The following is a 26,778-nucleotide window of genomic DNA, read 5'->3' on the forward strand; positions in this document are numbered from 1 at the left end:
GGGTGAGTCTGGAGGCGATCGCCTCTGCGAACAACAACCACGCCGGGGAACCAGAAGCCTGGTGAGTCATAGTCTGAACATGTTCCCGAACTTGTTCAGACTGGTTCAGGTTGTTCAAAAACTCTGCCGCCGCTTCTCTGTCTGGAGCAACCTTGGCATACTCATCCAGCAGTTTAAGCTGCTCAAAACTGATGAATGATTTTCGACCATCAGAGAAAGGTCTGATTCCTAAGTCCTTTAAATATTCGTAGACTTTGGTTTTCCCCAACCCGTAGCGATCGGGAAAAAGAGTAGCAACAGGAATTTTGTCAACAATATCAGTCTGCATGAACATGTCCGTGAACCTGTTCACAACAGGTACAGCAAACGCTTTGTGCTGTCAACTTAAAACTGTCCACTCGGACAACGTACTACACCGCTGGACTGGATCTGGACTGTAATACGTGTAGTACGTTGTCTGAACCGCCCGGATCTTCGTGGGGCAACTGGCACAACCCAAAACGAGTTTCCGGGGTTTCGGCGTTGATGTACTGCTGTACAGAGCAGGTCATCATGGCCTATTTCTTGCTGTAAGACACTTAGGACTTAAAACAAGAGCCGCCAACCCAATGGGCAATTTTTGGGCAACTCCAACAGGCGATCGCTGAAAGCACCAACTCAAAGCCATGACAACAACATAGCAAGTAGATTGTTAATCTGTTGATGCCTTTAGGGGTATCCGAGGGTTCGAATCCCTCCCTCTCCGTTCTGTTTTAGTCAGTGTGTTAAGCCAGTCGTTCAGCCAGTTTGCGCCATCGCTACAGCAAGAGCGATCGCCGTTTTGCTTCGGTCATTGAATAAGGCCGTAGCCCAAAAAACCGGCACAGCATCCAGGCCGTTTGGTGGGCTTGCTCCTGGCTAAATAGGGCATTGGTTGATAAAGCAATGCGATCGCCCGAAAACATCTGTAAATATATTTTGTAGACGTATGGCCCTCGACGACGCTTGCCGCCATACTGCACGATCTCATCAATGGCAATGCCAGACACCTCTCGCAGCGATCGCCTTAACCGCCTTGTGCCACGCAGACCCTCTTGCTGAATGACAAAATAGCCCTGCCGTTTGTTAAACGAGCAGGTGACAATACTGCCACGATAGGCAATTTGCCAGAACCCCACCACGAATAAGCCGATGCTAACCAGCAAGTTGTAGCGAGATGGGTATCCTTCAAACTGCGGCACCGTAAAAGCGATCGCCATACAAACTACACTCTGCAACCAGACATTGAAGGGACGGTATGCCAGAGTGAGTTGATGTTGTGTTTGCTGCACAATCTGCATAATTGGCGGCGATAGTAACGGGCTGATGTTCCAAAGATGCCCCTAATTCCCTGCAAGCGAAGCATACCCTATCTGCACCCTATCTGAAATGAATCACAGATCTATGGTTGTCGATTTCCGTTGCCCACGACCGAAAATGGGTACCAGGTTTTGATGGAACTCCTCCGGTCAGGCGTTGATCTGGTCTAACGCTTCTAACAGCCGATCGACGTTGGCGTTAGACTCCAGAAATGAAAACAAATGACGAAACCGAATCTTACCCTGCCGATCCAGAATGAACTGAGCCGGAAGAGGTGCCCCCAAAGCCTGCCCTACCTGGTACGTGCGAAACACACGGCACCCCGGATCGCTGAGCAGCGGCATCGGTAGCTTTAGATCCTTTAGCACGGTTTTGCTCTGTCGATCGTCGGTGCTGGTGATCATCAACACTTCTACACCGCGATCGGCAAATTCGGAGTAGCGATCGCGCATCTCTTTGATATGGGGATAGCAAAACGGGCAGTACTGTTTTTCAGTAAAAATTCGAGTGAATGCCAGCACCACAGGACGATTGGCTGTCTCCATTCCAGGCTTACGATTCCCGGTATAGTCTGAGAGCCTGACGCGTTGCCCGGTCGCCACATTCAGCAACTCAAACGGCGGAGCCAGTGTGCCCACTCGCAGCGGGCTGGTGGCCGGAATCGGCATGAAATTATTGAAAAACCGCCGATTCAACAAGCCGCGAAAGTCTGTAGAAGTCAGCATTTGATCCAAAGCCTCAAGAGAGCAACAGAACAGTAAACCGTGATCCTGCCATGCAAACAGTCAAGCTCACCTTTACTTTAATAAATTAAATCCCAACACCACTCTCTGAAACCATCAGGGGTGGTATTGGGACAAAAATCATGATTGAAAGGGTTTATCGGTAGAGACTCATACGATACGGCTCTACGCTTGCAACCGTTGCGTTATACAGCCGCAAAGAACTCTTTCGACTTGATTGGGTCAGGACTCATGGTCTTCTCACCGGGCTGCCAACCAGCGGGGCAAACTTCATCGGGGTGAGACTGAACATACTGCACCGCTTGTAGCACCCGCAGCGTTTCGTCTACGTTACGACCAAACGCCAAGTTGTTGATGGTGGCATGTTGAATCACGCCTTCTTTGTCGATGATGAACAGGCCACGCAGGGCAACTCCTGCTTCCGGATCGAGCACGTTGTAAGCGGAGCTGATCTCTTTCTTGATGTCCGACACCAACGGATAGTTGAGGTCGCCTACACCACCCGACTTACGATCGGTTTGAATCCATGCGAGGTGAGAGAATTCGCTATCAACGGATACACCCAAAACTTCGGTGTTGATTTGTTTGAAGTCCCCGTGGCGATCGCTAAATGCCGTGATCTCAGTAGGGCAAACAAAGGTAAAGTCAAGCGGGTAAAAGAACAAGACAACGTACTTGCCACGGTAGTCAGACAGTTTAATCGTCTTGAACTCTTGATCAACCACAGCCGTTGCCGTGAAATCTGGCGCTAGCTGACCAACCCGGATGCATCCTTCGTTTTGGTAGGTCATGAATTACTCTCCTTAACAATAGTTTTGCGTCTACTAGGCTCAACTCTGGTGAAGCAACCAGGGGTTTACTTCAGACCCGAGAGTTAATAATTACGAACTGTTACGACTATATCATAGTCATAACGATTTTGAGTAGAGCCATTGCTAAAGTAACGCAAAGTGATCGTTATTTCCAGAGGCGAGATGTTAGAGGGGGGATCGAACTGCCCTTTTCTGGCTTGCCGCAGGCGCTCAGCCCCTACTGCTGGGTTTCAGCAAGCGCCCCAATTTCGGTGTGCCCTCAGCCGAACGCGGACGTTGACCCAGACCGGGCTTGGAGTCCTCCAACCTGGAGAGATAGGGGAGACACACGCAGACCATTTGCGACATTGCAAACAGCCAATCTAAAATCTCGATACAGTATGCTTGGAGAGGCTTCAAAACGGTTAGCCAAGCGGCTAGTTCAGGGTGGGCATGAAGAATTTGGATACAAGGGAGTGGCTGCTGACCAACGGCCTGGGGAGTTTTGCCAGCGGTACCGTTTGCGATGCCCATACGCGTACCTATCATGGCTGGTTAATGGCGGCGCTCGATCCCCCTGCTCAGCGTACTCTGCTGCTGGCGCGGATTGATGCATCGCTGATCATAGCCGGACAGGAACTGGAACTGGCCACCAACTTTTGGGCGAGTGGAGCCGTTGCGCCAACGGGATACCAGTTTTTGCAGTCCTTTGAGGTTGAACCCGTTCCCACCTGGATGTGGGATCAAGCGCATTGGCAACTGACTCGGCGGCTAATGCTGCCTTACGGTTTACCGTTGTCTACTCAAACGGCTCCGCAGAATGGGCAGTTGCAGTTTTGTAACAGGGTGCTGGTTCACTATCGGTATGAGGGCAACCAGTCTGCCATCTTGAAACTGCGAGTCCTGGTGGGCGATCGCAACTTTCACCATCAGCAACATGCCGATTCTGATCTACAGTTTTCGCAAGTAGTGCAGCCACATTGTTTGTTGCTACAAGCAATTCGCCCGGACTGGGTAGGAACGCCGTGGCAATTGCGCTGGACGAATGGACATTATCAACCCGATGGCATGTGGTACTGGGATTATCACTATCCAGAAGAAACGCGCCGGGGCTTGCACGATCGCGAAGATCTATACAACCCCGGCAACGTCATTGTGCTGCTGCAACCGGGTGAAACGATCACGCTTGAGGCCAGCGTTCGCTATCCTGATACACCCTTGTCTCGATCGCCGCTCAACGCTGACACCTTTGACCAGGCAATACAAGCCGAGCAGCAGCGGTTGGCATCTGAGGTTGTGCCATTAGCGATTGCGCCAGCCGCTAAGGAAACGGATCGGCTTTGGCGACGGCTACTGCAAGCGGGCGATCGGTTTATTTGTTATCGAGCGTCTATTTCTGGCCCTACGGTAATCGCAGGCTATCCCTGGTTTAACGATTGGGGACGGGATACGCTCATTGCGTTACCGGGGTTAGCCCTCACCACTCAACGGTTTGAATTAGCAAAGGGGTTACTTAAAACCTTTGGACATTATTGCCAACATGGATTAATTCCCAATGCCTTTCCGGATGCCGGGGCGCAACCGTTCTACAACAGCGTCGATGCGGCTCTCTGGTGGATTGAAACCCTGGGGCTTTATCTGGAGGCCACGCAAGACTGGGCGTTTCTGCAAGACCAATATGCTGTTGTCCGCAGCATCTATAAAGGAATTATGGCAGGGACGCTGCACGGCATTCGGGTTGATGCCTTTGACGGTCTGGTAACCTGGGATTCTCCGGGGGTGGCGCTAACGTGGATGGATGTGGTGGTGGATGGCGAGCCGATTACACCCCGTCGCGGGAAGCCGATTGAAATCAACGCCCTCTGGTATTCGGGCCTGTGTTGGGCGCAGCAGTGGGCTATCCAGTTGCAACACATGGATGGCGAAGGCGGCGGACTGGAAAAACAGATTCATCGTTATGCGATGCAGGCAGAGCAGGTTAAGGAATCGTTGCAGAAGTATTGGAATCCGTCGCTGGGATACTTTTACGACACGATCGCCCCAGATGACTATCCCGATCCGAAAGTGCGTCCCAATGCCGTCATTGCTTTATCGTTGGCGCACTGCGGCTTTTCGGAACTCCATGCCCAACAGGTACTGCAAGTGGCACGCGATCGCCTCTTAACACCCTATGGCTTGCGATCGCTTGACCCTGCCGATCCAAATTATGTGGGTCGCTATGCCGGAAACTTATCACACCGCGATCGCGCTTACCATCAAGGCACCGTTTGGAGCTGGTTAATTGGTCCATTTGTGCGAGCCTGGAAGCGGTTTTATCCATTGGAGCCGCTTCCCTTTAACAGTGCGCTATTAATTAATCACTTTCAGCATGATGCCTGTTTGGGTTCTATTTCTGAAATCTTTGATGGGGATGCGCCTCACTCGCCGCAGGGAGCGATCGCCCAGGCATGGTCAGTGGCTGAAGTCATTCGGCATTGGGATGACATTTCCCTAGGGAACCATCACGTGAATAAGTAGTAACCTGGCTAATCTCTCTAATCTTACGTACAATCGACAAGCAAGTTTTCCTAATTCTGGCCAACAAAAATCATTTGATAGACCAGATTAGGCTTGTTGGGAAATAACGACCAAAAGCGCTGAAAAGCTCATACAGATTGAGTTGCATTTCATTTGAGTTAAAAGCGTTGAAAGGCTTACTAGAAGCAAATTTCAAAGATTTTGCGCTTATTTTTCAACAAGTCTATTGATCCCTCAATACAAAACCAATGGATTTAATTGTAGAACTATGAGTCAACTATGGCAGCAGTTTCTAATAGATTATCAGGTAGCGCTTAAAATACCGGATGATCAAGACACTAGGAGTGAAACAGAATTATCGGAATTTGAAAAAAATGTAGGATTTAACTTACCAACAGACTATAAGGAGATTTGTCACTTTTTGGGAACTGGAATCTTTAGAGAAGTGAACGAGGACAGGTTCAACGTTAGAATTTGGTGTCCAGATATTGAATACTCGAATGAGGTACTCCGAGGTCTTCAAAACGATGTGTTATTTAGTATGCAACAAGGCAGAGAGTATGGCACAAAGATTGAGGACTTGCATCATTTAGAGCAAGTTGAAGAGCTATTAAGGGATTCATTTATGTTTGCAGATAATGATAAACAAAGATTATTCTTCTGGGATCTCAGAACGTATAGTGAATTAGATGATTCTTATGATATTTATCTTCTACCCTATCGAGACAGCCCACTAACTCCTTACAAAACTTACGAGAAAATTCACAGATTTTGTTCGCGGCTTTGGTCTAGCTAAGGAAAGTTACAGAAAGTTACCGCAACGGCTTAGACCAAAACCAATTAAAGTTCCTGCCTTTATCGGAATACCCAAGCAAGTCTGGGATTCTGCACGTCATTGGTAGTTCGCCTTTGTAGTCGAGTAGGGAGGACTCTTTCAATATTTAGGCTTGCTTTGTATTCTCCATCGAAGCTTCTTCAGGAGAGAAATAGACTTGCAGCAAGGGCTTCTGAGTTTAGAGAACGAATAGCGTGAAATTTCCCCGAAATTTCTGGCTCTTTCCTGATTTTGGTGATCTGCGTCAAGGCGTACTCTAATGCTTAATTTAAGAGCGCGTGAATAGAACTGAGAGCCTTGATTTTTCGTAGATTGCTCTCATCAGAACTGAGGTTTCAAGGCAATGTCTGCTTCGCTTCACCAAAATCCGCAAAGAGCCAAATTTCTGGCCATTTATCGTGGGATTTTGACAAGTTGAGTAATATAAGCTTAATTCTTGTACAGCAAGGTTTCAAGCTCTTTTCCTGGTAGTTTTTAAAGCAACGGAATTTAGAACAATGATTGATACTGTAACGAGCGAGTTTCCGCTGCTGGAAACCGAACATTTAATTTTGAGGGAGGTCAATGTATCGGATGCTAAAGCTGTTTTCCAGGTCTTTTCGGATCGAGAGGTGACTCAGTATCATGACCTGGAACCGCCAACCCAGGTTGAACAGGTCAAAGGCTTAATTAATCGGTGGAGCATTCGATTTAATAGCAAACAGGGGATTCGTTGGGGAATTGCCCAAAAAACGAACAATGTCATTATTGGCTCTTGTGGATTGACTTACAAAGGGTCATTTCTAGCAGAAGTAGGATACGAATTGGCTAAACCCTATTGGCGGCAGGGCATTATGACCGAAGCGTTGAGCGCTGTACTTGAGTTTGGTTTTCAAACGGACGATTTGAATCGAATTCAAGCAATGGTGATGCTAAACAATATGGCATCCGTTTCACTATTGAAGAAATTAGGCTTCTTAGAAGAAGGCATTCTGAGGGAATACGGCTATTGGAAGGGAACTTCTCACGATTTGAGAATACTGTCGTTGTTAAAACGGGACTATCTATTTAACCAGGACTTTACCCGTTAGCGATCGATCGCGCCGCAGCCATTGCTTTTATGTAAGTTCGTATGGGTTAAGTAGTATAGGTAGGCTGAACTAAGTAGAAAATGCGTTTCGGCTCCGCTCAACGCTCGGAGGCTTTGAACTTAAAAGGTCGATCGCAGTTGAAATCCAAATTCTTGGTTCAGATTGGGTTCTTATATAGATGAGAGGCGTATGTGACTACATACCATATGGATGCATCTTGATCGCTACAGGCCGAACTAAGTAGAAGATGCGTTTCGGCTCCGCTCAACGCTCAGAGGCTTTGAACTTAAAAGGTCGATCGCGGTTGAAATCCGAATTCTTGGTTCAGATTGGGTTTTTATATAGATGAGAGGCGTATGTGACTACATACCATATGGATGCAGCTTGATCGCTACAGGCCGAATTAAGTAGAAGATGCGTTTCGGCTCCGCTCAACGCTCGGAGGCTTTGAACTTAAAAGGTCGATCGCGGTTGAAACCCGAGTTCTTGGTTCAGATAGGGTTCCTCTACTTATATAGATCAGAGGCGTATGTGACTACGTATTATATGGGTGCATCTTGATCGCTAGCGGCTGGCTAACACTCTGTCCAGTTCTGGCACATCTACCCAGGTTCCCGTTTCGCTCGAACGGTGGGTTAAATCCATGAGCAGTTGAGAATAAACGCCTTCCCTCAACGATGGCACCAGCCGTTTGCGTTGCTCAATGCTTTGAACCCAGCGATCGACCACGCGAATAAACGGAGCTAGCCGCCCGTCTGCATAGGTTTTGGGAAACTCTAACCGTTGGGGAATGGAGAGTTCGGTTAACTCCTCCCCGGCTGGCGCAGCCCACAGACGAAATCCATGCACATAGTCTTTCTGGTTATCGCTGCCAAGAACAAGAGTGCCGCGATCGCCATACACCTCCAGCCAGTGCCCACGCCCCTGATAGGTCACAGCACTGAGCGCCATCTGGCAAGGAGTCCCGTCTGCGAGTTCCAGCATTACGGTGCAGGTGTCATCTGCATCGACTGGTCGGGCTTCCCCCGTTTCTGGATCAATGCGAGTGGCGATCGTGGTACTGAGACGACCGCACAACCGTTGTACCGGGCCAAATAACCAGGCCATATAATCAAACGCATGAGAGCCGATTGCCCCTAATGCGCCGCCACCCTGGTCTTTACGAGCGTACCAGTTCCACGGCTTGCTGGCATCGGCACGGCTGGAGGCTAACCAGTCCACCTTGATTAACCGTTTTTGCCCCACAAACCCTTCAGCCAACAGTTCTGCCAATCGTTGCCATGCCGGAACATAGCGAAACTCAAAATCGAGCGCGGCCATGACCCTGTTGGCTTCGGCTAGTTGATATAGTGCGATCGCCTCTTGCGCCGAGAGAGCCGTTGGTTTTTCGAGCAAGAGATGTTTGCCCGCCTCCAGAATCGTTTTTGCCATCTCGTAATGCAAGAACGGTGGCGTTGACAGGCTAACCGCTTGCACCTCTGGCAAGGCCACAATCTCTTCAACGGTTTGGCAACTGTAGGGGATGCCATGAGCATTGGCGATCGCCAATGCCTTATCCCGATCTCGGTGATACACAGCTACCACTTGCGTCTGGTGGTGAGCTTGCAAACCAGGAATGTGGATTTTCTGACCAAATCCAGTACCAACAACAGCAACACCAAGAGTCATAGAGGTTAAGAGCAAACAACTAGAGGATACGGAACAGCGTGAATGGTGACGACCAACCACTCAGGTGCTCTATTGTTAACCCTACAGGGCGATCGACCTTACGCCAAGCTCCGCAACGGTGAATGGTGAGGGCGATCGCAACCTTACCATCCGTTGCTTTTTCACCCATCTAGATAGGTCAAACGGACGAGGTGCGCTCGTCTCAAACCGATATAAGTTTGTGGAAACGCTTGAACCCATCACCTTAAGCCTAATCACTCAGTATGCCGTTCATCGTCGGGTCAGTGTTGGTCAAGGCAGAATGATTGATTCAGTTGGTTTAGCAAATACTGAACGTTCAAAACCTGTTGTGATAAGCTGGTATTAAGTACAGCCATTCGTTCTTTCTTCATCTTGAAAAGCCCCAGATCTTGAAAAGCCCCAGACTAGTTACAGAACAGCCGTTTGAGAAGGTTCACTTCGTTGAAGAAGTGGGTCTTATGTTTGAAATAGTGGGTCTACCTCGCATGTCTGGACGAATTTTTGGTTGGCTGCTCATTTCCAATCCGCCGCAACAGTCCAGTAGTGAGCTGGCCGAAGTATTGCAGGCCAGTAAGGGATCGTTGAGTACCATGACCCGGCTGCTGATTCAGATCGGCTTGATTGAACGGGTAAGTTTACCGGGGCACCGACGAGATTATTTTCAAATCAGACCCAATGCCTGGACGCAGTTAACCAAGCAGCGTATGGCGCAGCTCAAAGCATTTCGAGAACTGGCAGAACGGGGGCTGAAGTTAATGGAGGGAACTCAACCGCCGCTTCAAGAGCGTCTTCAAGAAATGCGCGATGTCCACGCATTCTTAGAACAAGAATTGCCGCGACTCATTGAGCGCTGGGAACAGCAAGACGAGCAACATGAAATGAGTGTAGACCGCTAGGCGGTGGGCGGTGCAGTAGACGCATTGAGAAAGACTCAAATCACAGGCTCAAATTCAGGTGCGTCCTCGCTCAGGTGTATTTTTTCGCGTCATTCTTCATTTTTTCGGAGCTATGTCAGTGCAACTTCCCCTCATCGGCAAAGTCCGCCGACCGCTACCCTGGATCGTTGGGCTGATTGGAGCTGGCTTGATAGGAACCGGAACGGTGACGTATCTGGTACGCAGCCAGTCGGCTACGGTTGATATTTCTGCACTCACCGTTCCAGTAGAGACACGAGCGCTGACGGTACGCATCGGCGCTAGCGGTACAGTGCAACCCGTTCAAACCGTCAACATCAGTCCTAAAAATGCCGGAATTCTGCGCGAGCTGTATGTCGAGCAGGGCGATCGCGTCACCCAGGGGCAAGTATTAGCTCGGATGGAAAGTGATGACATTGCTGCCGAAATCACCCAGGCCAGAGCCAGGGTCGCTCAGGCGCAAGCCAACCTGGATCAGGTGCGATCGGGCAACCGACCCGAAGAAATCGCCCAGGCGCAAGCGGGGGTTGAGCAGGCCGAAGCGGTGGTGGTAGAAGGCGAAGCTCGGCTCAATCTGGCTGAAGAACGAGTGCGGCGCAACCGTGCCCTACAACAGGAAGGGGCGATTTCTCAGGATGATCTGGATCAGGTGCTAAACGAAGCCGAAACGGCTAGAGCCTCCGTTGAACAAAGCCGCGCCAGACTCCGGGAAGCCAGACAAACCCTGTCTTTGCAACGCAGCGGTAGCCGCAGTGAAGATGTAGCCTCGGCTGAAGCGCAGTTGCAAGAAGCGATCGGCAGTTTAGAAGCCGTTCAGGTACGGCTAGAAGATACGGTGATTCGAGCGCCGTTTGCTGGCATCATCACCCAGAAATACGCCACAGAGGGAGCTTTTGTCACGCCAACTACCTCCGCTTCCGAAGCGTCATCGGCAACCTCAACCGCAATTGTTGCTGTAGCGAGCGGGCTAGAGGTGCTGGCCGAAGTGCCGGAGGTGGATGTTGAGCAGATTCAGCCTGGTCAGGCGGTTGAAGTGGTTGCAGATGCGTTTCAAGATCAGGTGTTTCAGGGACGTGTGCGGCGCGTGGCACCCGAAGCGGTGGTCGAACAAAACGTGACATCGTTTAGAGTGCGAGTTGACTTGTTGACCGGAGAGAACGTGCTTCGCTCTGGGATGAATGTGGATGTGACATTCCTGGGAGATGATGTAGCCGATGCGCTGGTTGTCCCCACGGTGGCGATCGTTACCCAGGAAGGAGAAACAGGGGTTCTCATTCCAGATGACGATAACCGTCCCCGGTTTGAACCTGTGACGATTGGGTTTGCGGTGGGCGACCAAACGCAGATTTTGGAGGGAGTTGAGCCAGGCGATCGCGTCTTTATTGACCTTCCTCCGGGGCAAAGCCTGGAAAACTTAATGTTTAGACGAAACCAGAGGGACGAATAGCAATGGATTTGGCAGAAAGCCTGAAGATGGCGATGAAAACGCTCACCGCCAACAAACTTCGCAGTGGCCTAACCATGCTGGGTATCATCATTGGCAACGCGTCGGTGATTTCCATGATTGGGTTAGGCGAAGGTGCACAACTGTTTATTAATGAACAACTGCAAGAACTGGGTCCCAATGTGTTGTTTATTATTCCAGGCAATCGAGAGACCCGGCAGTTGGGCGCGTTAGAAGCACCCAGAACGCTGGTGGTAGACGACGCAATCGCGATCGCCGAACAGGTGCCCTCGGTGCAGGCAGTTGCGCCAGAAAACAGCACACGCACGCTCGTCACCTATCTCAACCGCAATACCAATACAACGGTGGTTGGCACTACACCCGACTTTTTACAAGTCAGAAGCTTTACCGTCGATCAAGGGCGCTTTTTGACCGACACCGACCTCAAACGCAGTGAGCGTGTAGTGGTGCTGGGGAATACCCTGGCAGACCGCTTTTTTGGGCGAGACAATCCGGTAGGAAAGCAGATCCGCATCCAAAATATCAGCTTTGAAGTGATTGGCGTTCTGACCGGCAAAGGTTCTAACCTGGGGCTAGATTACGACGACTCGGCGCTCGTTCCCATTACCACCCTGTCTAGCCGCATCATCGGGCGAACGTCGCCTTATGGTATTGAGGTTTCCTATATTGCAGTGTCGGCCAGAGATGCCGACAGCATGAATACTGCCGAGTTTCAAATTACCAACCTGCTGCGGTTACGGCACCAAATCACTCGAGACGACGACTTTTTCATTAACAGTCAGCAAGCGCTGCTCGACATTGCCAACACGATTACGGGTGCATTAACACTCATGTTAGCGGCGATCGCCAGCATTTCCTTGGTGGTGGGCGGCATTGGCATTATGAATATCATGTTGGTTTCGGTACGCGAACGCACTCAGGAGATTGGGTTACGGAAGGCGATCGGTGCTTCGCAGCAAGACATCTTGGTGCAGTTCATGATTGAAGCCGTGATTCTTTCGATCGCGGGTGGCGCAATTGGTGTAGGGCTTGGGGTTAGCGGCATTTTGTTAATTGGGGCATTCACCCCGTTTCAACCGGGCGTATCAATGACGGCCATTGCCCTGGCGGTTAGCGTCTCTGGTGGCATTGGCTTATTTTTCGGGGTTGTCCCGGCGCGGCAAGCGGCAAAACTCGACCCCATTGTGGCGCTCAGAAGCGCCTAAGCGCCACTATTCTATTCCTACTGGTTGTTATGTCTCAAACCATTATTCGACTGGAACAGGTTTCCAAAGTTTACGGTTCCGGCAACACAGAAGTGCGGGCTTTATCCGATGTCAATTTGACCGTGGAGGCTGGCGAATATTGCGCCATTATGGGGCCATCGGGGTCTGGAAAATCAACCGCCATGAATGTAATTGGCTGTCTCGATCGCCCGTCTTCAGGGCAGTACTATCTGGACGGGGTTGATGTGGCAAAGCTGCAAGACGATGAGCTAGCTCATATCCGCAACCGCAAAATTGGCTTTGTGTTTCAACAGTTTCACCTGCTGCCGCAACTCTCTGCGCTAGAAAACGTGATGCTGCCTATGATTTATGCCGGGGTACCCAATCATGAACGTCGAGAACGGTCTCAGGTTGCCCTGGAGCGGGTGGGTTTAGGCAATCGGCTTAATAATAGACCCAGTGAGCTTTCGGGTGGTCAGCAACAGCGGGTGGCGATCGCCCGTGCTATTGTCAACCGTCCGGTGCTGCTGCTGGCTGACGAGCCAACCGGCGCGTTAGATTCTCACACCACAAAAGAGGTGATGGAGATTTTTGCAGAACTCAACACCGATGGCATCACGGTAGTCATGGTGACGCACGAAGCAGAAGTGGCGCGGCTCACGCGTCGGGTTGTTTGGTTCCGGGATGGTCAAGTGGTTCACGCCAACCTGGCACCCCAGGATCTAGCTCAGATGGCTGTGACCTCGTAGCATTCCCTTCCGGCGGCATTTTGGCAGGAAGAGACGCGCCCAGCAGGTTGGCTCCTTCTAAGTTGGTTAAATGCAGATTGGTACCAGTGAGATCGGCATTGCTGAGATTCGCATTCCACAGGTCGGCAGTGTGAAGATCGGCTTTCCAGAGATACGCCTCCCGCAAATTAGCCCGGTGCAGGTAAGCACCACTCAAATTGGCTGCGGTCAGGTCGGTGCCGCACAGGTTTGCTTCAGACAAATCGGCTCGGTGCAACGTTGCCCCACACAGATCAGCCAGCCCCAGGTTAACGCCCTGAAGGTTCGCTTCGGTGAGATTGGCGTTGCTCAGGTTGGCTCCGCGCAAATCGGCTCCGCGTAAATCGGCACGGCTCAAATTGGCTCCCCGTAAGTCCGCACAGTTAAAATCGGCTTGCAGCAGGTTGGCCAGTGAAAGATTAGCGCGTTCAAGACAGGCGTGCTTCAGGCTGGCATTGACCAGAATAGATGCGCTCAAGTCGGCATCTATCAGCTTGGCGGTATCGAGGTTGGCCTCGTTCAAACAGGCTCCCCGTAAATTAGCGCGGCTCAAATCCGCCTTGCACAGGTTGGCTCTAGAAAAATCAGCCCAGCTTAAGTCTGCCAGCCTCAGTTCTGCCCGGTTAAGGTTAGCTTCAATAAACAGCGCTTTACTTAAATAGGCCGCAATTAGCTTAATTTTCGGCAAAATAGCCTTACTAAAATCCGCTTTGGCTCCAACTTGAGTTAAGTGGATCTGTTGCCATTCGTTCCAGCCTTCTGCCCCTTTCTGGAGCGCCGCTAGCATTGCCTGGTCTGCCATTGCCTTCCTACTTACACGGTCGATCCCACGGGGAGAAGTGCCGACGCACTGTTCTGCTCTCTTTTTCGGTCGAATTCGTCCCAAGTCCGGACATCTCTCAGATTCGCCCCAGATAGCAGGTCTGGCGGCATGGTTTTTTTAATTTTCGCCTGACACACTTCTGCCTTGCGACAGAGGCAGCTAAATTAACAATATTTTAAGGCCAAACGTATCTCAGCATACATTAATTAAATTAGCAGTTGTTAATTGCCTTTGTAGCCTCTTTTCAAACCCAATTCGTTACTTTCAAAATCAGGAGAAAAACCCTCACTACCTGTAAAAAAAAGGACAAAAATCGGCAGTAATTCGATTTTTCATAGTTAAGCTTTATCTGGCTTAACTATATCTTTTGATATAGAGGTATGACTTTGTGTATATAAGCTTAGAAGCGGGATCGCCCATATAGCAAGCGATCCCGATTTAAATTTTATTCGACTTTGGTTGCCACCTCTTGTAGAAACTGACATAATGAGAGTAATTGTTGCGTAACATTGCTGTTCGTTAATCATCTTTATTTTGGTTAACTTAGATACACTCTTTAACCCGAGGCAAGGAAAGAATTACGAGAAAAGCCTTGCTACAACTTGTTTAGGGTTGAGTCTCTGCAAACTTAGAATTGAACGAGCCATTTAAAATGCAAGCTATCCAAACTAAAACTAGCCAAACGATTAGATGTCCCAATTGTGGGTGTCTGGCAGAAAGGCACTACTTACTTAATCAGCAGACGATTCAAACCCAATGCCCAAGCTGTGACTATCTCATGGTCACGTGTTCACGCACCGGAAATGTAGTTGAAGCTTATGCTCCTGGCATTTCCGCTCCCAAGTGGGTAGGAATTCAAGCCGTGGTGTAGCCGTCAGGCGATCGCCGCTTTAATTTGAGATGCCCGCAGTTGTCCACAGGCGGCATCTGCTTCCAAGCCTCTAGGACGGCGCACGCTCACCGCGATGTGCCGTTTTTTTAATGTGGTGACAAAGGCTTGAATCCGCTGCTCGTCTGGGCGTTGATAATCAACTTCCGAAATGGGGTTATAGGGAATCAAATTCACATGGCTCTGAAAGCCACGTAAATGCCCTGCTAATTCTTCAGCATGTTGGATGCCATCATTCAGTCCGGCTAGCAAAATGTACTCAAATGTAACGCGGCGACCCGTGATTTTTACGTACTCTCGGCATTCATCCAGCAATGCCTCTAGCGGATACTGGTGGGCACTGGGAATCAGGGTTTCTCGCAATGTCTGGTTTGAGGCGTGCAGACTAATGGCAAGCGTAGCTTGCAGTTGGTGCTGTGCCAGACGCAGAATTCGACCCGGAATGCCCACCGTTGAGATGGTGATCGCCCGCTGCCCGATGCCCACATCCAGATTGAGCGATCGCACCGCTCCCAGGACATGATCCACATTCAGCAACGGTTCACCCATGCCCATAAAGACAATGTTGCTGACCCGTTGCCCAAAGTCTTCCTGCACCGTCAACACTTGATCGACAATCTCGTGCCGCTGCAAGTTGCGCTGAAAGCCCCCTTTACCCGTTGCACAGAAATCACAGGCCATTGGGCAACCCACCTGCGACGAGACACACACCGTGAGCCGCTTCTCGGTAGGAATGCCAACCGTTTCGATGATTTGCCCATCCAGCAGCCGCAGCAGAAACTTAACGGTGCCATCGGCAGCCTGAGAACGGTAGTGTAAGCTCGATCGCCCAATTACAACCTCAGATTGCTCCGCCCGCCACTGTTTAGGAAAGACAGACATCTCACTCAGCGATCGCGCCCCCTGCTGATAAATCCACTGATGCAACTGCTTGCCGCGATAGGCTGGCTGTCCTTGCTGCTGCACCCAGGCCGTTAGCTCGGCCAGTGATAGACCCAGTAGTGGTAAAGACGGGGCGATCGTCGTATCGCTGGTGGCGATCGCCGTGTGGATTGAGTCAAACGAACCTGTGGAAGTCATGAATAGTGTGATGGCAGCCTGGCCTTTCTATCTTAGGACATCAGCCTTAGGACATCAGCTCAGGTGCCCGTGGTCTGCGGGTTGCTTCCAACGTTGGGTCAGCCTGAAATTACCGAGCTGGAGGTGATCTCTCCACCCACGGTTGCACTCGCCGCCATCACCATGACATCCCCTATCATTTCTTCTGGGGCGAGGGCACCATCCAGTAAAAGCGGCGAGATCGCCTCACGTCCACAGTCTCTGCTGGCTTCAATAACGCAAACATCCATACAAAACCAACTTTTTTCAAATGCAGCGTTAGAGACGATCGCCTTTACAGTAAAATAACCCCTTGTGGAAATTATAGAAATGTTCGGTTGTGTATGTCCAGACTGATTGGAGCAACTCTCCTCGAAGAACGGTATTGTGGGGAGTAGACCAGGGGTTGCTGCCAGCTTCTCAATCGTCAGTCTGTGAGATGCCCTTATGATATCGGGCAACCCGTGGAACAATGCCACACTGTGACGCAGGTGTACTTACTGTTGAACTGTTCTGGAAGCCCGAATGCCAATATGGGATGCCAATACGGGATACTGTGAAGGAACAACCAGAACAACCGCAACGGATGGCTTAGCGATCGCCATCGCCTACCCCCTACATTTCCATCGTTTTGCTCCTTATTTGTTGCGCTCCATTATGGTTAGTAATAGTTGGAGCCGCTATGATCTCTGTCCCATTTCTGCCGATTTAATCTCCTGCCGATCATGCCTAAGATTCTTGTTTCTGACCCAATTGACCAAGTTGGAATTGATATCCTCTCTCAGGTCGCTCAGGTTGATGTTAAAACAAACCTGCCTGCCGCCGAATTGGTGAAGATTATTTCAGAGTACGACGCGTTAATGATTCGTTCTGGTACACAGGTTACTCAGGAGATCATTGAGGCAGGAACCCACCTTAAGATTATTGGCCGTGCAGGAGTGGGCGTTGATAACGTAGATGTACCTGCTGCAACCCGTCGCGGCATTGTTGTCGTTAACTCGCCAGAGGGTAACACCGTTGCGGCGGCCGAACATGCGATCGCCATGATGCTGTCGATGTCTCGCTACATTCCCGACGCTAATCAATCGGTAAAAAGCGGCAAGTGGGATCGCAAAAGCTTTACAGGAGTGGAGGTCTACAAAAAGACGCTGGGTATTGTGGGGCTTGGCAAAATTGGTTCGCATGTTGCCCAGGTGGCACGGGCAATGGGCATGAGACTGTTGGCGTATGATCCCTTTCTGTCGATGGAACGAGCAGAGCAGATGGGGGTTCACCTGGTCGAGCTAGATCTGCTGCTGCAAGAGTCGGATTACATTACGCTGCACCTGCCTAAAACGCCAGAAACCTATCACCTGATTAACGCAGAGGCGATCGCAAAAATGAAGCCCACCGTTCGCATTGTCAACTGTGCCCGTGGTGGCATCATTGACGAAGCGGCGCTGGCCGAGGCGGTTAAAGATGGCAAAATTGCCGGAGCGGCGTTGGATGTGTACGAAGCCGAGCCGCTGGGTGAGTCGCCGTTGCGATCGCTTGGTAAAGAAATGGTGTTGACTCCACACCTGGGAGCCTCAACCGAAGAAGCACAGGTGAATGTGGCGATCGATGTTGCCGAACAAATTCGAGATGTGCTGCTGGGGTTACCCGCTCGCTCTGCCGTCAATATTCCCGGTCTGCGTCCCGACTTGCTGGAGAAGCTGCGTCCCTATCTACAGTTGGCGGAAACCCTGGGGAACCTGGTCAGCCAGCTCACAGGCGGGCGAATCGAATCGCTCAACATTAAACTGCAAGGCGATTTAGCAACGAACGAAAGTCAGCCGATTGTTGTGGCGGCATTGAAAGGTCTGCTGTCGCACGCTCTGCAAGAACGGGTTAATTATGTGAATGCCACCATTGAAGCAAAAGAGCGGGGCATTCACGTGATCGAAACGCGCGATGCAGCCGTGAGAGATTACACCGGGTCACTTGAACTGGCTGCCAAGGGATCGCTGGGTGAACACTCGGTGACGGGTGCCATTTTGGGCGACAACGAAATTCGCATCACCAGCCTCGACAACTTCCCCATCAACGTGCCGCCGAGCCGCTACATGCTGTTTACCGTTCACCGAGATATGCCGGGGATCATTGGTAAAATTGGCTCTCTACTGGGTAGCTTTAACGTCAATATTGCCAGTATGCAGGTGGGGCGCAAAATTGTTCGCGGTGATGCGGTGATGGTGTTGAGCATTGATGACCCCCTGCCAGAAGGCATTTTGGCAGAAATCACCAAGGTTCCAGGCATTCGAGATGCGTACACTGTGACACTGTAGATGGCAAATAGCTGGTGGGAACTTCAAATTCGCTGCGATCCCGTCCTGGAAGATCTGGTTTTCTGGCGGCTAGAAGACTTTGGCTGTCGGGGCACCTCCAGCGAGATCAAGGGGCACTCTTGCCTGATGCGTGCCTATTTGCCCCAGATCCAGGTGCAGCAACTTGACCTGGCCGCACTGTCTCTGTTGCTGCGGCAAGATGCCCTTTGCGATGGATTTCCGGCCCCCGCGACGCAATGGCATTTGATCGATGAGGAAGACTGGTCAAGTAGCTGGAAAGATCACTGGCATCCCCAGGAAGTTGGCGATCGCTTCTTGATTAATCCGGCCTGGCTCGCTCCTCCTGAAACCGATCGCCTCATCATCAAACTTGATCCGGGAGTAGCGTTTGGCACGGGGGCACATGCCACGACCCAGTTGTGTTTAGAGTCGTTAGAAATGCGGCTGGGTGAAAACGCCACCGATGCCGTCGTTGCCGACATTGGCTGTGGTTCTGGCATTCTTTCGGTGGGTGCTTTAATGCTGGGTGCCAAACATGCCTATGCCGTTGACATAGACCCTCTGGCGGTAAAGGCCACTCTGGAAAACCGCGACATGAACCAGATCGAGCCGCACCGATTAACCGCCGCCGAGGGCAGCATAGAAGCAATGATCGGGTTATTGTCGGCTCCGGTAGACGGCATTCTCTGCAATATTCTGGCCGAGGTCATCATCGATCTAATTCCACCGATGAGCGAAATTGCCAAACCAAGCACCTGGGGCATCCTCAGCGGCATTTTGCTCGACCAGGTTAAACCAGTAGCCGATACCCTGGAACAAAGCGGCTGGATTGTGGCAACCCTATGGCGACGGCAGGATTGGTGCTGCTTGAATATCCGGCGATCGTAAGGTTCAAACTGTCTTGACGTTAATGACGATCGCCACTCTCCAGGCGTTCAATTCGCCGTTGCAGATCAAGCTCATCGTTGCTGGCGATCATCTCCAAATTGGCAATTCGTTCCTCCAGGTGCTTCATCGCCTGAGGTGATGATAATGAGGTCGAGGCGCGATCGCCACGCCAAACCACTGCTGAACTCACCGCTGCCCCCGATACGATCGCTATAGAAATAACCGTACTGTGCCGAACTGGAGTAAAAATAACCGCTAGCGCCAACATTCCAGTTGCGTAAGACCAGATCTTTTGCAAAGCTGAAAGCCGCACGTCTTTAGCGTCGTCTTGTGAAGGTTGGTTAGAAGGATGTGCCATGACTGAAATGGGAGGAGTGCGTTGTGTGTAACTGGTTATTTCCCTTGCCGAAATCACCACTTAACAAAGCCTCTCAGAAAAAGACCCCTGAGAAAAAGTCGTACAAACTCTTTCAGTTTAAAGAAATGTTTGTACGACCACTGAATTCTGGTTTGGAAAGCAATATAGTTCAGTTGTGTTCTACTGTACCGTTGTCTCTAGAGCGGAACTTCGCCCGATAGAATTAGCCCAGTGATGTCACCGTTTCAATCGGTTAGTTTTTCAAACAGGGTGCTGAGAACAACGTTAGAGAAAAGAAACCCTTCTGGATCGCTGAGCCGCAGTCGATGTGCAGACCAGGTCGGTTCTGGCTGGAGGCTAGCAGCCAATACTGTGGTTCCGTCAGCGTCAAGAATCTGTACCCAACTGCGATCGATGAACGGTTGCAAGCTCAACAACACTCGTTCAAGGCGATCGTTCCCATATTGCTGGGCTAATTCGTCGAGGCTAATGCCTACCGCCAGCCGCAATCCAACCATTAACCAATCGAGCAGGCTCTCGTCCAGGGGCGTTACGGGGCAGTCGATCTGGCCGTCTGCGGCAATCAATTGCTGCACCCAGGGGTAATAGTCACTGCGCTTACGAGGACGGGTAAAGCGTTGCCCCTGCACGTAGCTAGCGGCTCCCATGCCAAACCCATAATAGGAGCGGTTTTCCCAGTACACCCGGTTGTGACGGCACTGATAACCCGGTTTAGCATAGTTTGAGATCTCGTAATGGTCGTAGCCTGCCCTGGTCAGCGTTTGCTGCGCCAGTCGGTACATGTCTGCTGTCATTTCGTCGGACGGCAGCGGCAGTGTTCCGGGCTGATACCAGCGACCAAAGGCTGTTTCAGGTTCTACAGTCAGGTCATAAACAGAGATGTGAGGAGGAGCCAGGTCGATCGCCCGGTGTAGCGATTCCTGCCACTGTTCCAGGGTTTGGTGCGGCAACCCTGAGATTAAATCCACACTAAAGTTGGACACATTGGCTCTGTGAATCAAGTCGATCGCCAGTTCAATGTCGGCAGGAGTATGGGTGCGTCCGCAGGCCACCAGCAGTTCCGGTTGGAACGACTGCACCCCCAGACTGACCCGATTGATTCCCAGAGCGCAATATCCTTGCAGCTTGGCAAAATCGAACGTACCGGGGTCTATCTCCATTGAGAGTTCTGCCCCTGCCCCGATCCCAAACTGGCGATCGAGCCTGTGCAAAATCTGCCCAAGTTGGTCTACCGTCAGCAACGAAGGAGTCCCTCCCCCAAAGAACACGGTTTCTAACGGTTGTCCTGCGTTTGGGGTCGCTGCAATTTCCTGGCACAAAATAGTTACATAGTCTGCGATCGACTGCCATTGGGGCAGGTCTCCGGCAACGGTCAACGGCGGCCTATCACCCACAATTGAAACGGCAAAATCACAGTAGTAGCAGCGGCGACGGCAAAACGGAATATGCACATACGCCGCCGTAGGAAGCTCCCCCTCTAAAACGGGTTGAGAAACGGGTTGAGGGTGGGAGTGAGAACGAATGGGGCGATCGATACTCAAACTCAAGGTAGATTTAAGGTTGGGTTAGAAGGTTAATTATTGCTAAAAAAGCGCGAGTTTCTCGATAGATACAGTTGAGAAATAGTCGAAAACGTTGGGCAACTTCAACACACTCGCTTTGATTGGTAACATACCGCACCGTTATGACTATGGAAGGGCGGATTTCTGCCAACATCCCGAAGAGATTTGCTTTCTGGCGAACGATATAATGATGCTGTGCAGTCTAGCCAGCGGATCTTATTTCCATTGCTGCTTTACCAACTAGCGGTAGGAGTATTCCATCACTAGCTTGGCCCAAATTCGGCGTTAATTCGTCTCTGACTGGAGTTGCACTAAATCCAATTTGGATTGGCATTATGCTTGATGCAATCATAATTATTTCATTCATTCTAGCAGGGGCAGGGATCGGTCTCTACAGCGTTGACCTGTTGCCGAGCGATACCCTCGCGCAAGTCACGAATCTGGAAGGGCTGAGCCTTGTCACGACCGGGTTTGGTGCGTTGATTGGTGTTGCCTTTGGGCTAATTGCCCAAACCACCTACCACCGCATTGAAAAGCAAGTCCGCGAAATGCCTGTAGATATGCTGCTGAGCCGTTCGGTTGGCTTGGTGCTGGGGCTGTTGGTGGCAAATTTAATGTTGGCACCCATCTTCTTACTGCCCATTCCTCGCGAGTTTGCGTTTATCAAACCCCTGGCGGCGGTATTGGGGAGCGTGATGTTTGCCTTCTCAGGTGTGAGTTTGGCAGATACGCACGGTCGTGCCCTGTTGCGGCTAATTAACCCCCACAGCGTTGAAACAATGTTGCTAGCCGAAGGCACGTTAAAGCCATCGGCAACCAAAATTTTGGACACTAGCTGCATTATTGATGGGCGCATTGAAGATCTGTTGAGTACCGGCTTTCTAGAAGGTCAACTGCTAGTACCTCAGTTCATTTTGCAGGAATTGCAGCAAGTGGCTGATGCCTCCAACGGGCAAAAACGAGTTCGAGGACGGCGTGGTTTAGACATTTTGAACCAGATGAAAGAAGCGTATCCCGATCGCATCATCATTCATCCGGCTGATTATGAAGACGTGACGACCGTGGATGCCAAGCTGGTACGGCTGGCGTTGGACATCAACGGTACGCTGCTAACGAATGACTACAACTTAAATAAAGTGGCGAGCCTTCAGAAAGTGGCGGTTCTTAACGTCAACGATCTGGCTCAAGCGATGCGTCCGGCTTACTTACCTGGCGACAGCATGGATCTTAAGATTCTAAAGCAAGGAAAGGAGCCAGACCAGGGAGTGGGCTATCTCAATGACGGCACAATGGTTGTGGTCGAAGACGGCGGCAGTTACATTGGCGATGAGGTTTGCGTGATTGTAACGGGAGCGCTGCAAACCTCGGCGGGTCGAATGATTTTTGCTCGTCCGGAAGCGTCTGTTGTCGCTTAGTGCGTTCTACTCGTCAAAAACAATGCGATCGCTGCTCCGATTCTCCGTCTGTTCTGTATCGCGTGCAGATGGATGAGTCGGGGCAGTGGTTTTTTGTGTGCGATCGGTGTTTGCCAACTTTGAAGGACAACAATTCCGCTTACCGATATGGCGGTACCTGGAAGGCCAAGAAGCGGTAGCCATGGTTAGCAGGTTGGGCGTTGTGGTGGGTTTGGGGCTGCTGCTGGCTGTGGGAGCGGTAAACGCAGTGGCGTTTATGCAGGCACGGGCAATGACGCGGTTTGTAGCGGAAGGTCAACGAACCGCCAAACCCGAACAGTTATCATTTGTGAACAAACTTGGGGTGATGCTCACGGGGGTAACGGTACCTAGACCAGAACAGGGGCGATCGCCTCACGATGTTGGCATGGCTTACGAAACGCATCGCATCCCCGTGACAGAACAGGAGTGGATAGAAGCATGGTGGATTCCAGCTCCAGACTCGCAGGGAATGGTGCTGCTGTTTCCGTCCTATGCATCCAGCAAGGATACGTTGTTAGAAGCGTCTGGCATTCTGCATGGGTTGGGGTATGATACACTGCTGGTCGATTTTCGGGGAGTCGGCGGGTCAAGCGGCAGTGGGACAACGCTGGGCATTCGAGAAGGGCAGGATGTGGCGATCGCCATCACCTATGCTCAGCAGCAGTGGTCGGCTCATCCCATCATTCTCTACGGCATATCGATGGGAGCGGTCGCTGTGATGCGAGCGATCGCCCATGAGCAGGCTGTACCAGACGCAATCATTCTCGAAAGTCCGTTTGATCGGTTGCTTAACACGGTTCGTCATCGGTTTGAATCGATGGGGTTACCTTCCTTTCCAGGGGCAGAACTGGTGACGTTTTGGGGAGGGATGCAGCAGCAGATCAACGGCTTTGCCCACAATCCTCTGGAGTATGCCAGCGCTGTTCACTGCCCTACTTTATTGATGGCAGGCGAGCTAGATCAGCGGGTTCTTCTCAGCGAGTCAGAAACGATTGTGGCGGCGATCGCGGGAGAAAAACAGTTCGTCCCATTTGCGGCGGCGGGTCATAGTGCGCTGGTTACTAGTGATGCCGTGCAGTGGAAACAATCTGTACAGCAGTTCCTCACCACTCTGGACTTTGAACCAGAGTAATTTCATCCACAGCAACATTGCATGAATTTATCAAGGTATTAATTGTTCAGGTAGGGACACGGAAATGCCATCCCTGTGTCTTACCGCCATTCTCATTTGCATTCACCACACAAACCCTACACCTCACACCCATCCTGGCGAGACTGTGGCTGACTCGATTGAGAACTGCTGTAAGTTGGCGGGTTCTGGTTGCAGGTTCTTTAGTTCACAGGCCGAAAACCTCTCTGTTGGCAAAAGCGATCGGAGCTACGTGAATCTGCCATTGAAATTATTCTTACTAGCGCGTATCGCTTTCAACAAAAGCATTGCGGTTAATACGTACGAGTGACAGTTTTTTATTTGATTACAGTTTTCTTTACTGATTCTTTAAACTGCCTCTGTATATCGGACTGGGATGTGTTTCTGTTTGTTGTGCTAATACAATCGATCGATTTAATACCGGGGTGAACAAAGTGCATTTGCAGCCGTGAGGCGATCGCTTCCATGAACGGCAGCAACGCCACCGGGCAGTACAGTGCAACTTTGCTGGGGGTTTACCCACTTCGTCTGAGCCAATCTCTTCTCAAGTCAGCCTTGCTCAATTGAGCATTTACTTTGTTTGTTGGTTCCGACACACCATTACCTACCCCATCCACCACAGTTATGAGTAGCGAGTTCAATCTTCCCAACGGGACAGTTATTGCTAACGTCAAACGTTACGGAGCCAAAGGCGATGGCGTTACAGATGATACAAAGGCTATCCAGGCAGCGTTAAACGCCAGTCGCTCAGTCTATTTTCCTAACGGTACCTATCTCGTTAGCAATACCCTGCAAACTGACAGCATCAAACGGGTTTTGATTCAGGGCGAAAGTCAAAACGGCAGCGTCATTAAGCTCAAAAATAATGCCAGCGGCTTTACTGAGCCGAATGCGCCTAAATCAGTGATTGCCACCTTTAACGGCAGCAGTACGGGACAGGCGTTTCAAAACTCGATCTATAACCTGACCGTTGACGTAGGAGCCGGAAACCGAGGCGCGATCGGCATTAACTTTTTCAACAACAACCAGGGTGGTGTGCGGGACGTAACCATCCGCTCCAGCGATCCGGGCTATGCCGGAAATACAGGATTAGCCCTGATCAAAGCATGGCCGGGGCCATCCCTGCTGAAAAACATCACTATCAAGGGCTTCGACTATGGCGTGCGGGTCAACCATCCTGAATACAGTAACGTATTCGAAAACCTGACGTTGAGCAATCAGCGCGTTGCCGGAGTTAGCAACAGCGGCAACATTCTTTCAATTCGCAAGTTAACCAGCAACAACTCCGTCCCGGCGATTCAAAACCTTGACGGTAGGGGAATTATCACCATTCTGGACAGCACCCTGACGGGCGGTGCCTCTGGCAATGCAGCGATCGAGATGAAAGACGGAACGCTGTATGCTCGCAACGTCAACACGTTAGGATATCGCTCTGCTGTAAAAAGCGGCACCACCTTTTTGCCCGGAAGCGCGGTATCAGAATCTGTGTTCCACAAGGTGTACAGTCTAAACCCGTCTCCCCAAACGTCGCTTAACCTGCCGATCGCCGACACGCCAGCGATTCAGTATGAGCCGCTAAGCAATTGGGCTAACGTCAAAGACTATGGGGCGATCGCCAACGACGGCAAAGACGACACGGCAGCCATTCAAAAAGCGCTCAACTCTGGCAAATCTACCATTTACTTTCCGGGGGGCGGTTACGATATTAATTCCACCCTGCAAGTGGGTGGCAACGTCAAAATGATTACGGGCGCGTCCTATCAAACCACCCTGACCATTGGCGCACCATTGAACAATTCCAACAAACCCGTCTTTCGCTTTGTCAATGGCACCCAGGAAACCGTTGTCCTCGAGCGGTTTTGGGGAAATTATAGCGACGGCAGCAACTTCCAATGGGTCGAGCAAGCCTCTGCCAAAACCCTGGTGATGCGTAACATTGCCGTTGGCGCAGGACGAGCCTACCGCAACAGCGTATCCGGTGGTCGCCTGTTTGTTGAAGACGTTACCATGACAGGCTGGACATTAAACGGACAAAAGGTGTGGGCGCGACAGCTCAATCCAGAGGGCGCTTCTACTCACATTGTCAACAACGGTAGCGACCTGTGGATTTTAGGACTCAAGACCGAAAAAGAAGGAACGGTGGTTGAAACCAACGGTGGCGGCAAAACCGAAATTTTGGGTGGATTAATTTATCCTGCCGGGGGCGGCGATCGCATTCCCTCTAACCGACCAGCCTTTATCAACAACAACTCTCACCTCAGCATTGCGGGCGTGGGTGAGTCCAAATACGTTAAGGGATCGTACAAAATTCTGGTGCAAGAAACCCGCAATGGCGAAACCAAAAACCTGATGAACGACAGCAACATGATTCGTCGAGTTAACGGGTTTGTGATTCCGCTATACAGCGGCTCCAGTCAGTCGAGCGATACTTTAGTGGGCACTACGGGCGCTAATTTGCTAGAAGGCGGAGCAGGTGGCGATCGCATGACGGGTTCTGGCGGTGCTGACACCTTTGTGTATCGCTCGCGCACCGATGGCTTTGACACGATTACCGATTTTGGCAGTGACGATCGCTTTCAGATCTCGGCCTCTGGGTTTGGTGGCGGTTTAAAGGCCGGAACAGGTTTGAGTACCAGCGCCTCGGCAACCGGAGTGTTTGTCAAAGGAAGTTCTCCCAAACCAGTTGACCTGAACGCCACCTTCTTATACAGCACCAGCACCGGAGTGTTGAGCTTTGACCCCGACGGCACCAGCCCCGGTGCAGCATTGGCGATCGCCAAACTCGAAAAAGCGCCAGCATTAAATGCTAATCAGTTTGCAGTGGTGAGCTAAACTGCTGACCTGGCCTGGTTCTGTAGGGGCGTTGAATTCAATGCCCCTACAGACAGTTGTGCCAGCATAACCGAGAGCGGC

General features: G+C 51.0%; 25 protein-coding genes and 1 pseudogene. 13 read left to right on the forward strand and 13 right to left on the reverse strand.

All coding sequences use genetic code 11. The features are described from left to right. From IQ268_RS12570 to IQ268_RS12590, 5 genes and pseudogenes are all read right to left on the reverse strand, one after another. A pseudogene (locus tag IQ268_RS12570) lies at positions 1 to 328 on the reverse strand (hypothetical protein); the annotation flags it as partial. A gap of 82 nt (positions 329 to 410) precedes the next feature. Next, complete coding sequence (locus IQ268_RS12575; RefSeq protein ID WP_193879058.1) at positions 411 to 554, reverse strand: hypothetical protein; 144 nt, start codon at positions 552 to 554, stop codon at positions 411 to 413. A gap of 243 nt (positions 555 to 797) precedes the next feature. Continuing rightward, a complete protein-coding gene (locus IQ268_RS12580) occupies positions 798 to 1,310 on the reverse strand; it encodes a hypothetical protein (RefSeq protein ID WP_193879061.1) in 513 nt (170 codons plus the stop codon). Positions 1,311 to 1,487: 177 nt separating this feature from the next. Continuing rightward, entirely contained in the window at positions 1,488 to 2,063 is a 576-nt protein-coding gene (locus tag IQ268_RS12585; protein WP_193879064.1) for a peroxiredoxin, read from the reverse strand. Between the two features lie 203 nt (positions 2,064 to 2,266). Continuing rightward, positions 2,267 to 2,872, reverse strand: coding sequence for a peroxiredoxin (locus IQ268_RS12590; protein WP_193879067.1), 606 nt, complete (start codon positions 2,870 to 2,872; stop codon positions 2,267 to 2,269). Between the two features lie 453 nt (positions 2,873 to 3,325). On the opposite strand from IQ268_RS12590, the gene IQ268_RS12595 reads away from it, so the two are divergent. From IQ268_RS12595 to IQ268_RS12605, 3 genes are all read left to right on the forward strand, one after another. Further along, positions 3,326 to 5,389: an amylo-alpha-1,6-glucosidase gene (locus IQ268_RS12595; RefSeq protein WP_193879070.1), complete on the forward strand. Its 2,064-nt coding sequence runs from the start codon at positions 3,326 to 3,328 to the stop codon at positions 5,387 to 5,389. Between the two features lie 268 nt (positions 5,390 to 5,657). After that, positions 5,658 to 6,185, forward strand: a complete 528-nt coding sequence (locus tag IQ268_RS12600) for an SMI1/KNR4 family protein (RefSeq protein ID WP_193879072.1) — start codon at positions 5,658 to 5,660, stop codon at positions 6,183 to 6,185. A gap of 536 nt (positions 6,186 to 6,721) precedes the next feature. Then, positions 6,722 to 7,294 (forward strand): GNAT family N-acetyltransferase, encoded by a 573-nt coding sequence (locus IQ268_RS12605; protein WP_193879075.1) that lies wholly within the window; start codon positions 6,722 to 6,724, stop codon positions 7,292 to 7,294. 564 nt (positions 7,295 to 7,858) lie between these two features. Here the strand turns inward: IQ268_RS12605 and IQ268_RS12610 are convergent. Together IQ268_RS12610 and IQ268_RS12615 are read right to left on the reverse strand one after the other, a co-directional pair. Continuing rightward, entirely contained in the window at positions 7,859 to 8,962 is a 1,104-nt protein-coding gene (locus IQ268_RS12610; RefSeq protein WP_193879079.1) for a Gfo/Idh/MocA family protein, read from the reverse strand. Positions 8,963 to 8,981: 19 nt separating this feature from the next. Beyond that, the gene (locus IQ268_RS12615; protein WP_193879082.1) at positions 8,982 to 9,131 is read right to left on the reverse strand and encodes a hypothetical protein; all 150 of its coding nucleotides are present in this window, start codon (positions 9,129 to 9,131) and stop codon (positions 8,982 to 8,984) included. A 241-nt stretch (positions 9,132 to 9,372) separates the two neighbouring features. On the opposite strand from IQ268_RS12615, the gene IQ268_RS12620 reads away from it, so the two are divergent. The 4 genes from IQ268_RS12620 (at position 9,373) to IQ268_RS12635 (ending at position 13,316) form a co-directional block, all read left to right on the forward strand. Continuing rightward, positions 9,373 to 9,879 (forward strand): GbsR/MarR family transcriptional regulator, encoded by a 507-nt coding sequence (locus IQ268_RS12620; protein ID WP_228035309.1) that lies wholly within the window; start codon positions 9,373 to 9,375, stop codon positions 9,877 to 9,879. Between the two features lie 112 nt (positions 9,880 to 9,991). Continuing rightward, positions 9,992 to 11,344, forward strand: coding sequence for an efflux RND transporter periplasmic adaptor subunit (locus IQ268_RS12625; protein WP_193879088.1), 1,353 nt, complete (start codon positions 9,992 to 9,994; stop codon positions 11,342 to 11,344). Positions 11,345 to 11,346: 2 nt separating this feature from the next. Further along, entirely contained in the window at positions 11,347 to 12,567 is a 1,221-nt protein-coding gene (locus tag IQ268_RS12630; protein ID WP_193879092.1) for an ABC transporter permease, read from the forward strand. Between the two features lie 29 nt (positions 12,568 to 12,596). Continuing rightward, complete coding sequence (locus IQ268_RS12635; protein WP_193879095.1) at positions 12,597 to 13,316, forward strand: ABC transporter ATP-binding protein; 720 nt, start codon at positions 12,597 to 12,599, stop codon at positions 13,314 to 13,316. Here IQ268_RS12635 and IQ268_RS12640 read toward each other — a convergent pair. From IQ268_RS12640 to IQ268_RS12655, 3 genes are all read right to left on the reverse strand, one after another. Then, positions 13,225 to 14,136, reverse strand: coding sequence for a pentapeptide repeat-containing protein (locus tag IQ268_RS12640; RefSeq protein WP_193879098.1), 912 nt, complete (start codon positions 14,134 to 14,136; stop codon positions 13,225 to 13,227). The genes IQ268_RS12635 and IQ268_RS12640 overlap by 92 nt on opposite strands. Positions 14,137 to 15,031: 895 nt before the next feature. Then, the gene (gene rlmN / locus IQ268_RS12650; RefSeq protein WP_193879104.1) at positions 15,032 to 16,126 is read right to left on the reverse strand and encodes a 23S rRNA (adenine(2503)-C(2))-methyltransferase RlmN; all 1,095 of its coding nucleotides are present in this window, start codon (positions 16,124 to 16,126) and stop codon (positions 15,032 to 15,034) included. 98 nt (positions 16,127 to 16,224) lie between these two features. Further along, complete coding sequence (locus IQ268_RS12655; RefSeq protein ID WP_193879107.1) at positions 16,225 to 16,395, reverse strand: hypothetical protein; 171 nt, start codon at positions 16,393 to 16,395, stop codon at positions 16,225 to 16,227. 474 nt (positions 16,396 to 16,869) lie between these two features. On the opposite strand from IQ268_RS12655, the gene serA reads away from it, so the two are divergent. Next, a complete protein-coding gene (gene serA / locus IQ268_RS12660) occupies positions 16,870 to 18,450 on the forward strand; it encodes a phosphoglycerate dehydrogenase (protein WP_193879110.1) in 1,581 nt (526 codons plus the stop codon). Continuing rightward, positions 18,451 to 19,338: a 50S ribosomal protein L11 methyltransferase gene (prmA, locus tag IQ268_RS12665; protein WP_193879113.1), complete on the forward strand. Its 888-nt coding sequence runs from the start codon at positions 18,451 to 18,453 to the stop codon at positions 19,336 to 19,338. A gap of 19 nt (positions 19,339 to 19,357) precedes the next feature. On the opposite strand, the gene IQ268_RS12670 is transcribed toward prmA, so the two are convergent. Beyond that, positions 19,358 to 19,696 carry a hypothetical protein gene (locus tag IQ268_RS12670; protein WP_193879117.1) on the reverse strand — a complete coding sequence of 113 codons (339 nt, stop codon included), beginning with the start codon at positions 19,694 to 19,696 and terminating at the stop codon, positions 19,358 to 19,360. A 245-nt stretch (positions 19,697 to 19,941) separates the two neighbouring features. Further along, positions 19,942 to 21,258, reverse strand: a complete 1,317-nt coding sequence (gene hemW / locus IQ268_RS12675; protein ID WP_228035318.1) for a radical SAM family heme chaperone HemW — start codon at positions 21,256 to 21,258, stop codon at positions 19,942 to 19,944. 356 nt (positions 21,259 to 21,614) lie between these two features. Between hemW and IQ268_RS12680 the strand changes: the two genes are divergently transcribed. From IQ268_RS12680 to IQ268_RS12690, 3 genes are read left to right on the forward strand one after another with little or no spacing between them, the layout of a single operon-like run. Then, positions 21,615 to 22,694: a PIN/TRAM domain-containing protein gene (locus tag IQ268_RS12680; protein ID WP_193879120.1), complete on the forward strand. Its 1,080-nt coding sequence runs from the start codon at positions 21,615 to 21,617 to the stop codon at positions 22,692 to 22,694. Further along, positions 22,694 to 22,873 (forward strand): hypothetical protein, encoded by a 180-nt coding sequence (locus IQ268_RS12685; RefSeq protein WP_193879123.1) that lies wholly within the window; start codon positions 22,694 to 22,696, stop codon positions 22,871 to 22,873. Before IQ268_RS12680 ends, IQ268_RS12685 begins: the two co-directional genes overlap by 1 nt. Before the next feature lie 2 nt (positions 22,874 to 22,875). Further along, positions 22,876 to 23,847 (forward strand): alpha/beta hydrolase, encoded by a 972-nt coding sequence (locus IQ268_RS12690; protein WP_193879126.1) that lies wholly within the window; start codon positions 22,876 to 22,878, stop codon positions 23,845 to 23,847. Between the two features lie 432 nt (positions 23,848 to 24,279). Here IQ268_RS12690 and IQ268_RS32875 read toward each other — a convergent pair whose 3' ends face one another. Next, positions 24,280 to 24,402: a hypothetical protein gene (locus tag IQ268_RS32875; RefSeq protein WP_255527183.1), complete on the reverse strand. Its 123-nt coding sequence runs from the start codon at positions 24,400 to 24,402 to the stop codon at positions 24,280 to 24,282. 87 nt (positions 24,403 to 24,489) lie between these two features. On the opposite strand from IQ268_RS32875, the gene IQ268_RS12695 reads away from it, so the two are divergent. Next, on the forward strand, positions 24,490 to 26,697 hold the full coding sequence (locus IQ268_RS12695) for a glycosyl hydrolase family 28-related protein (RefSeq protein ID WP_193879128.1): 2,208 nt from the start codon (positions 24,490 to 24,492) through the stop codon (positions 26,695 to 26,697). Positions 26,698 to 26,778 lie beyond the last annotated feature (81 nt).

The organism is Oculatella sp. LEGE 06141 (genome assembly GCF_015207605.1).
In the GTDB taxonomy this organism is placed as follows: Bacteria; Cyanobacteriota; Cyanobacteriia; order Elainellales; family Elainellaceae; genus Oculatella.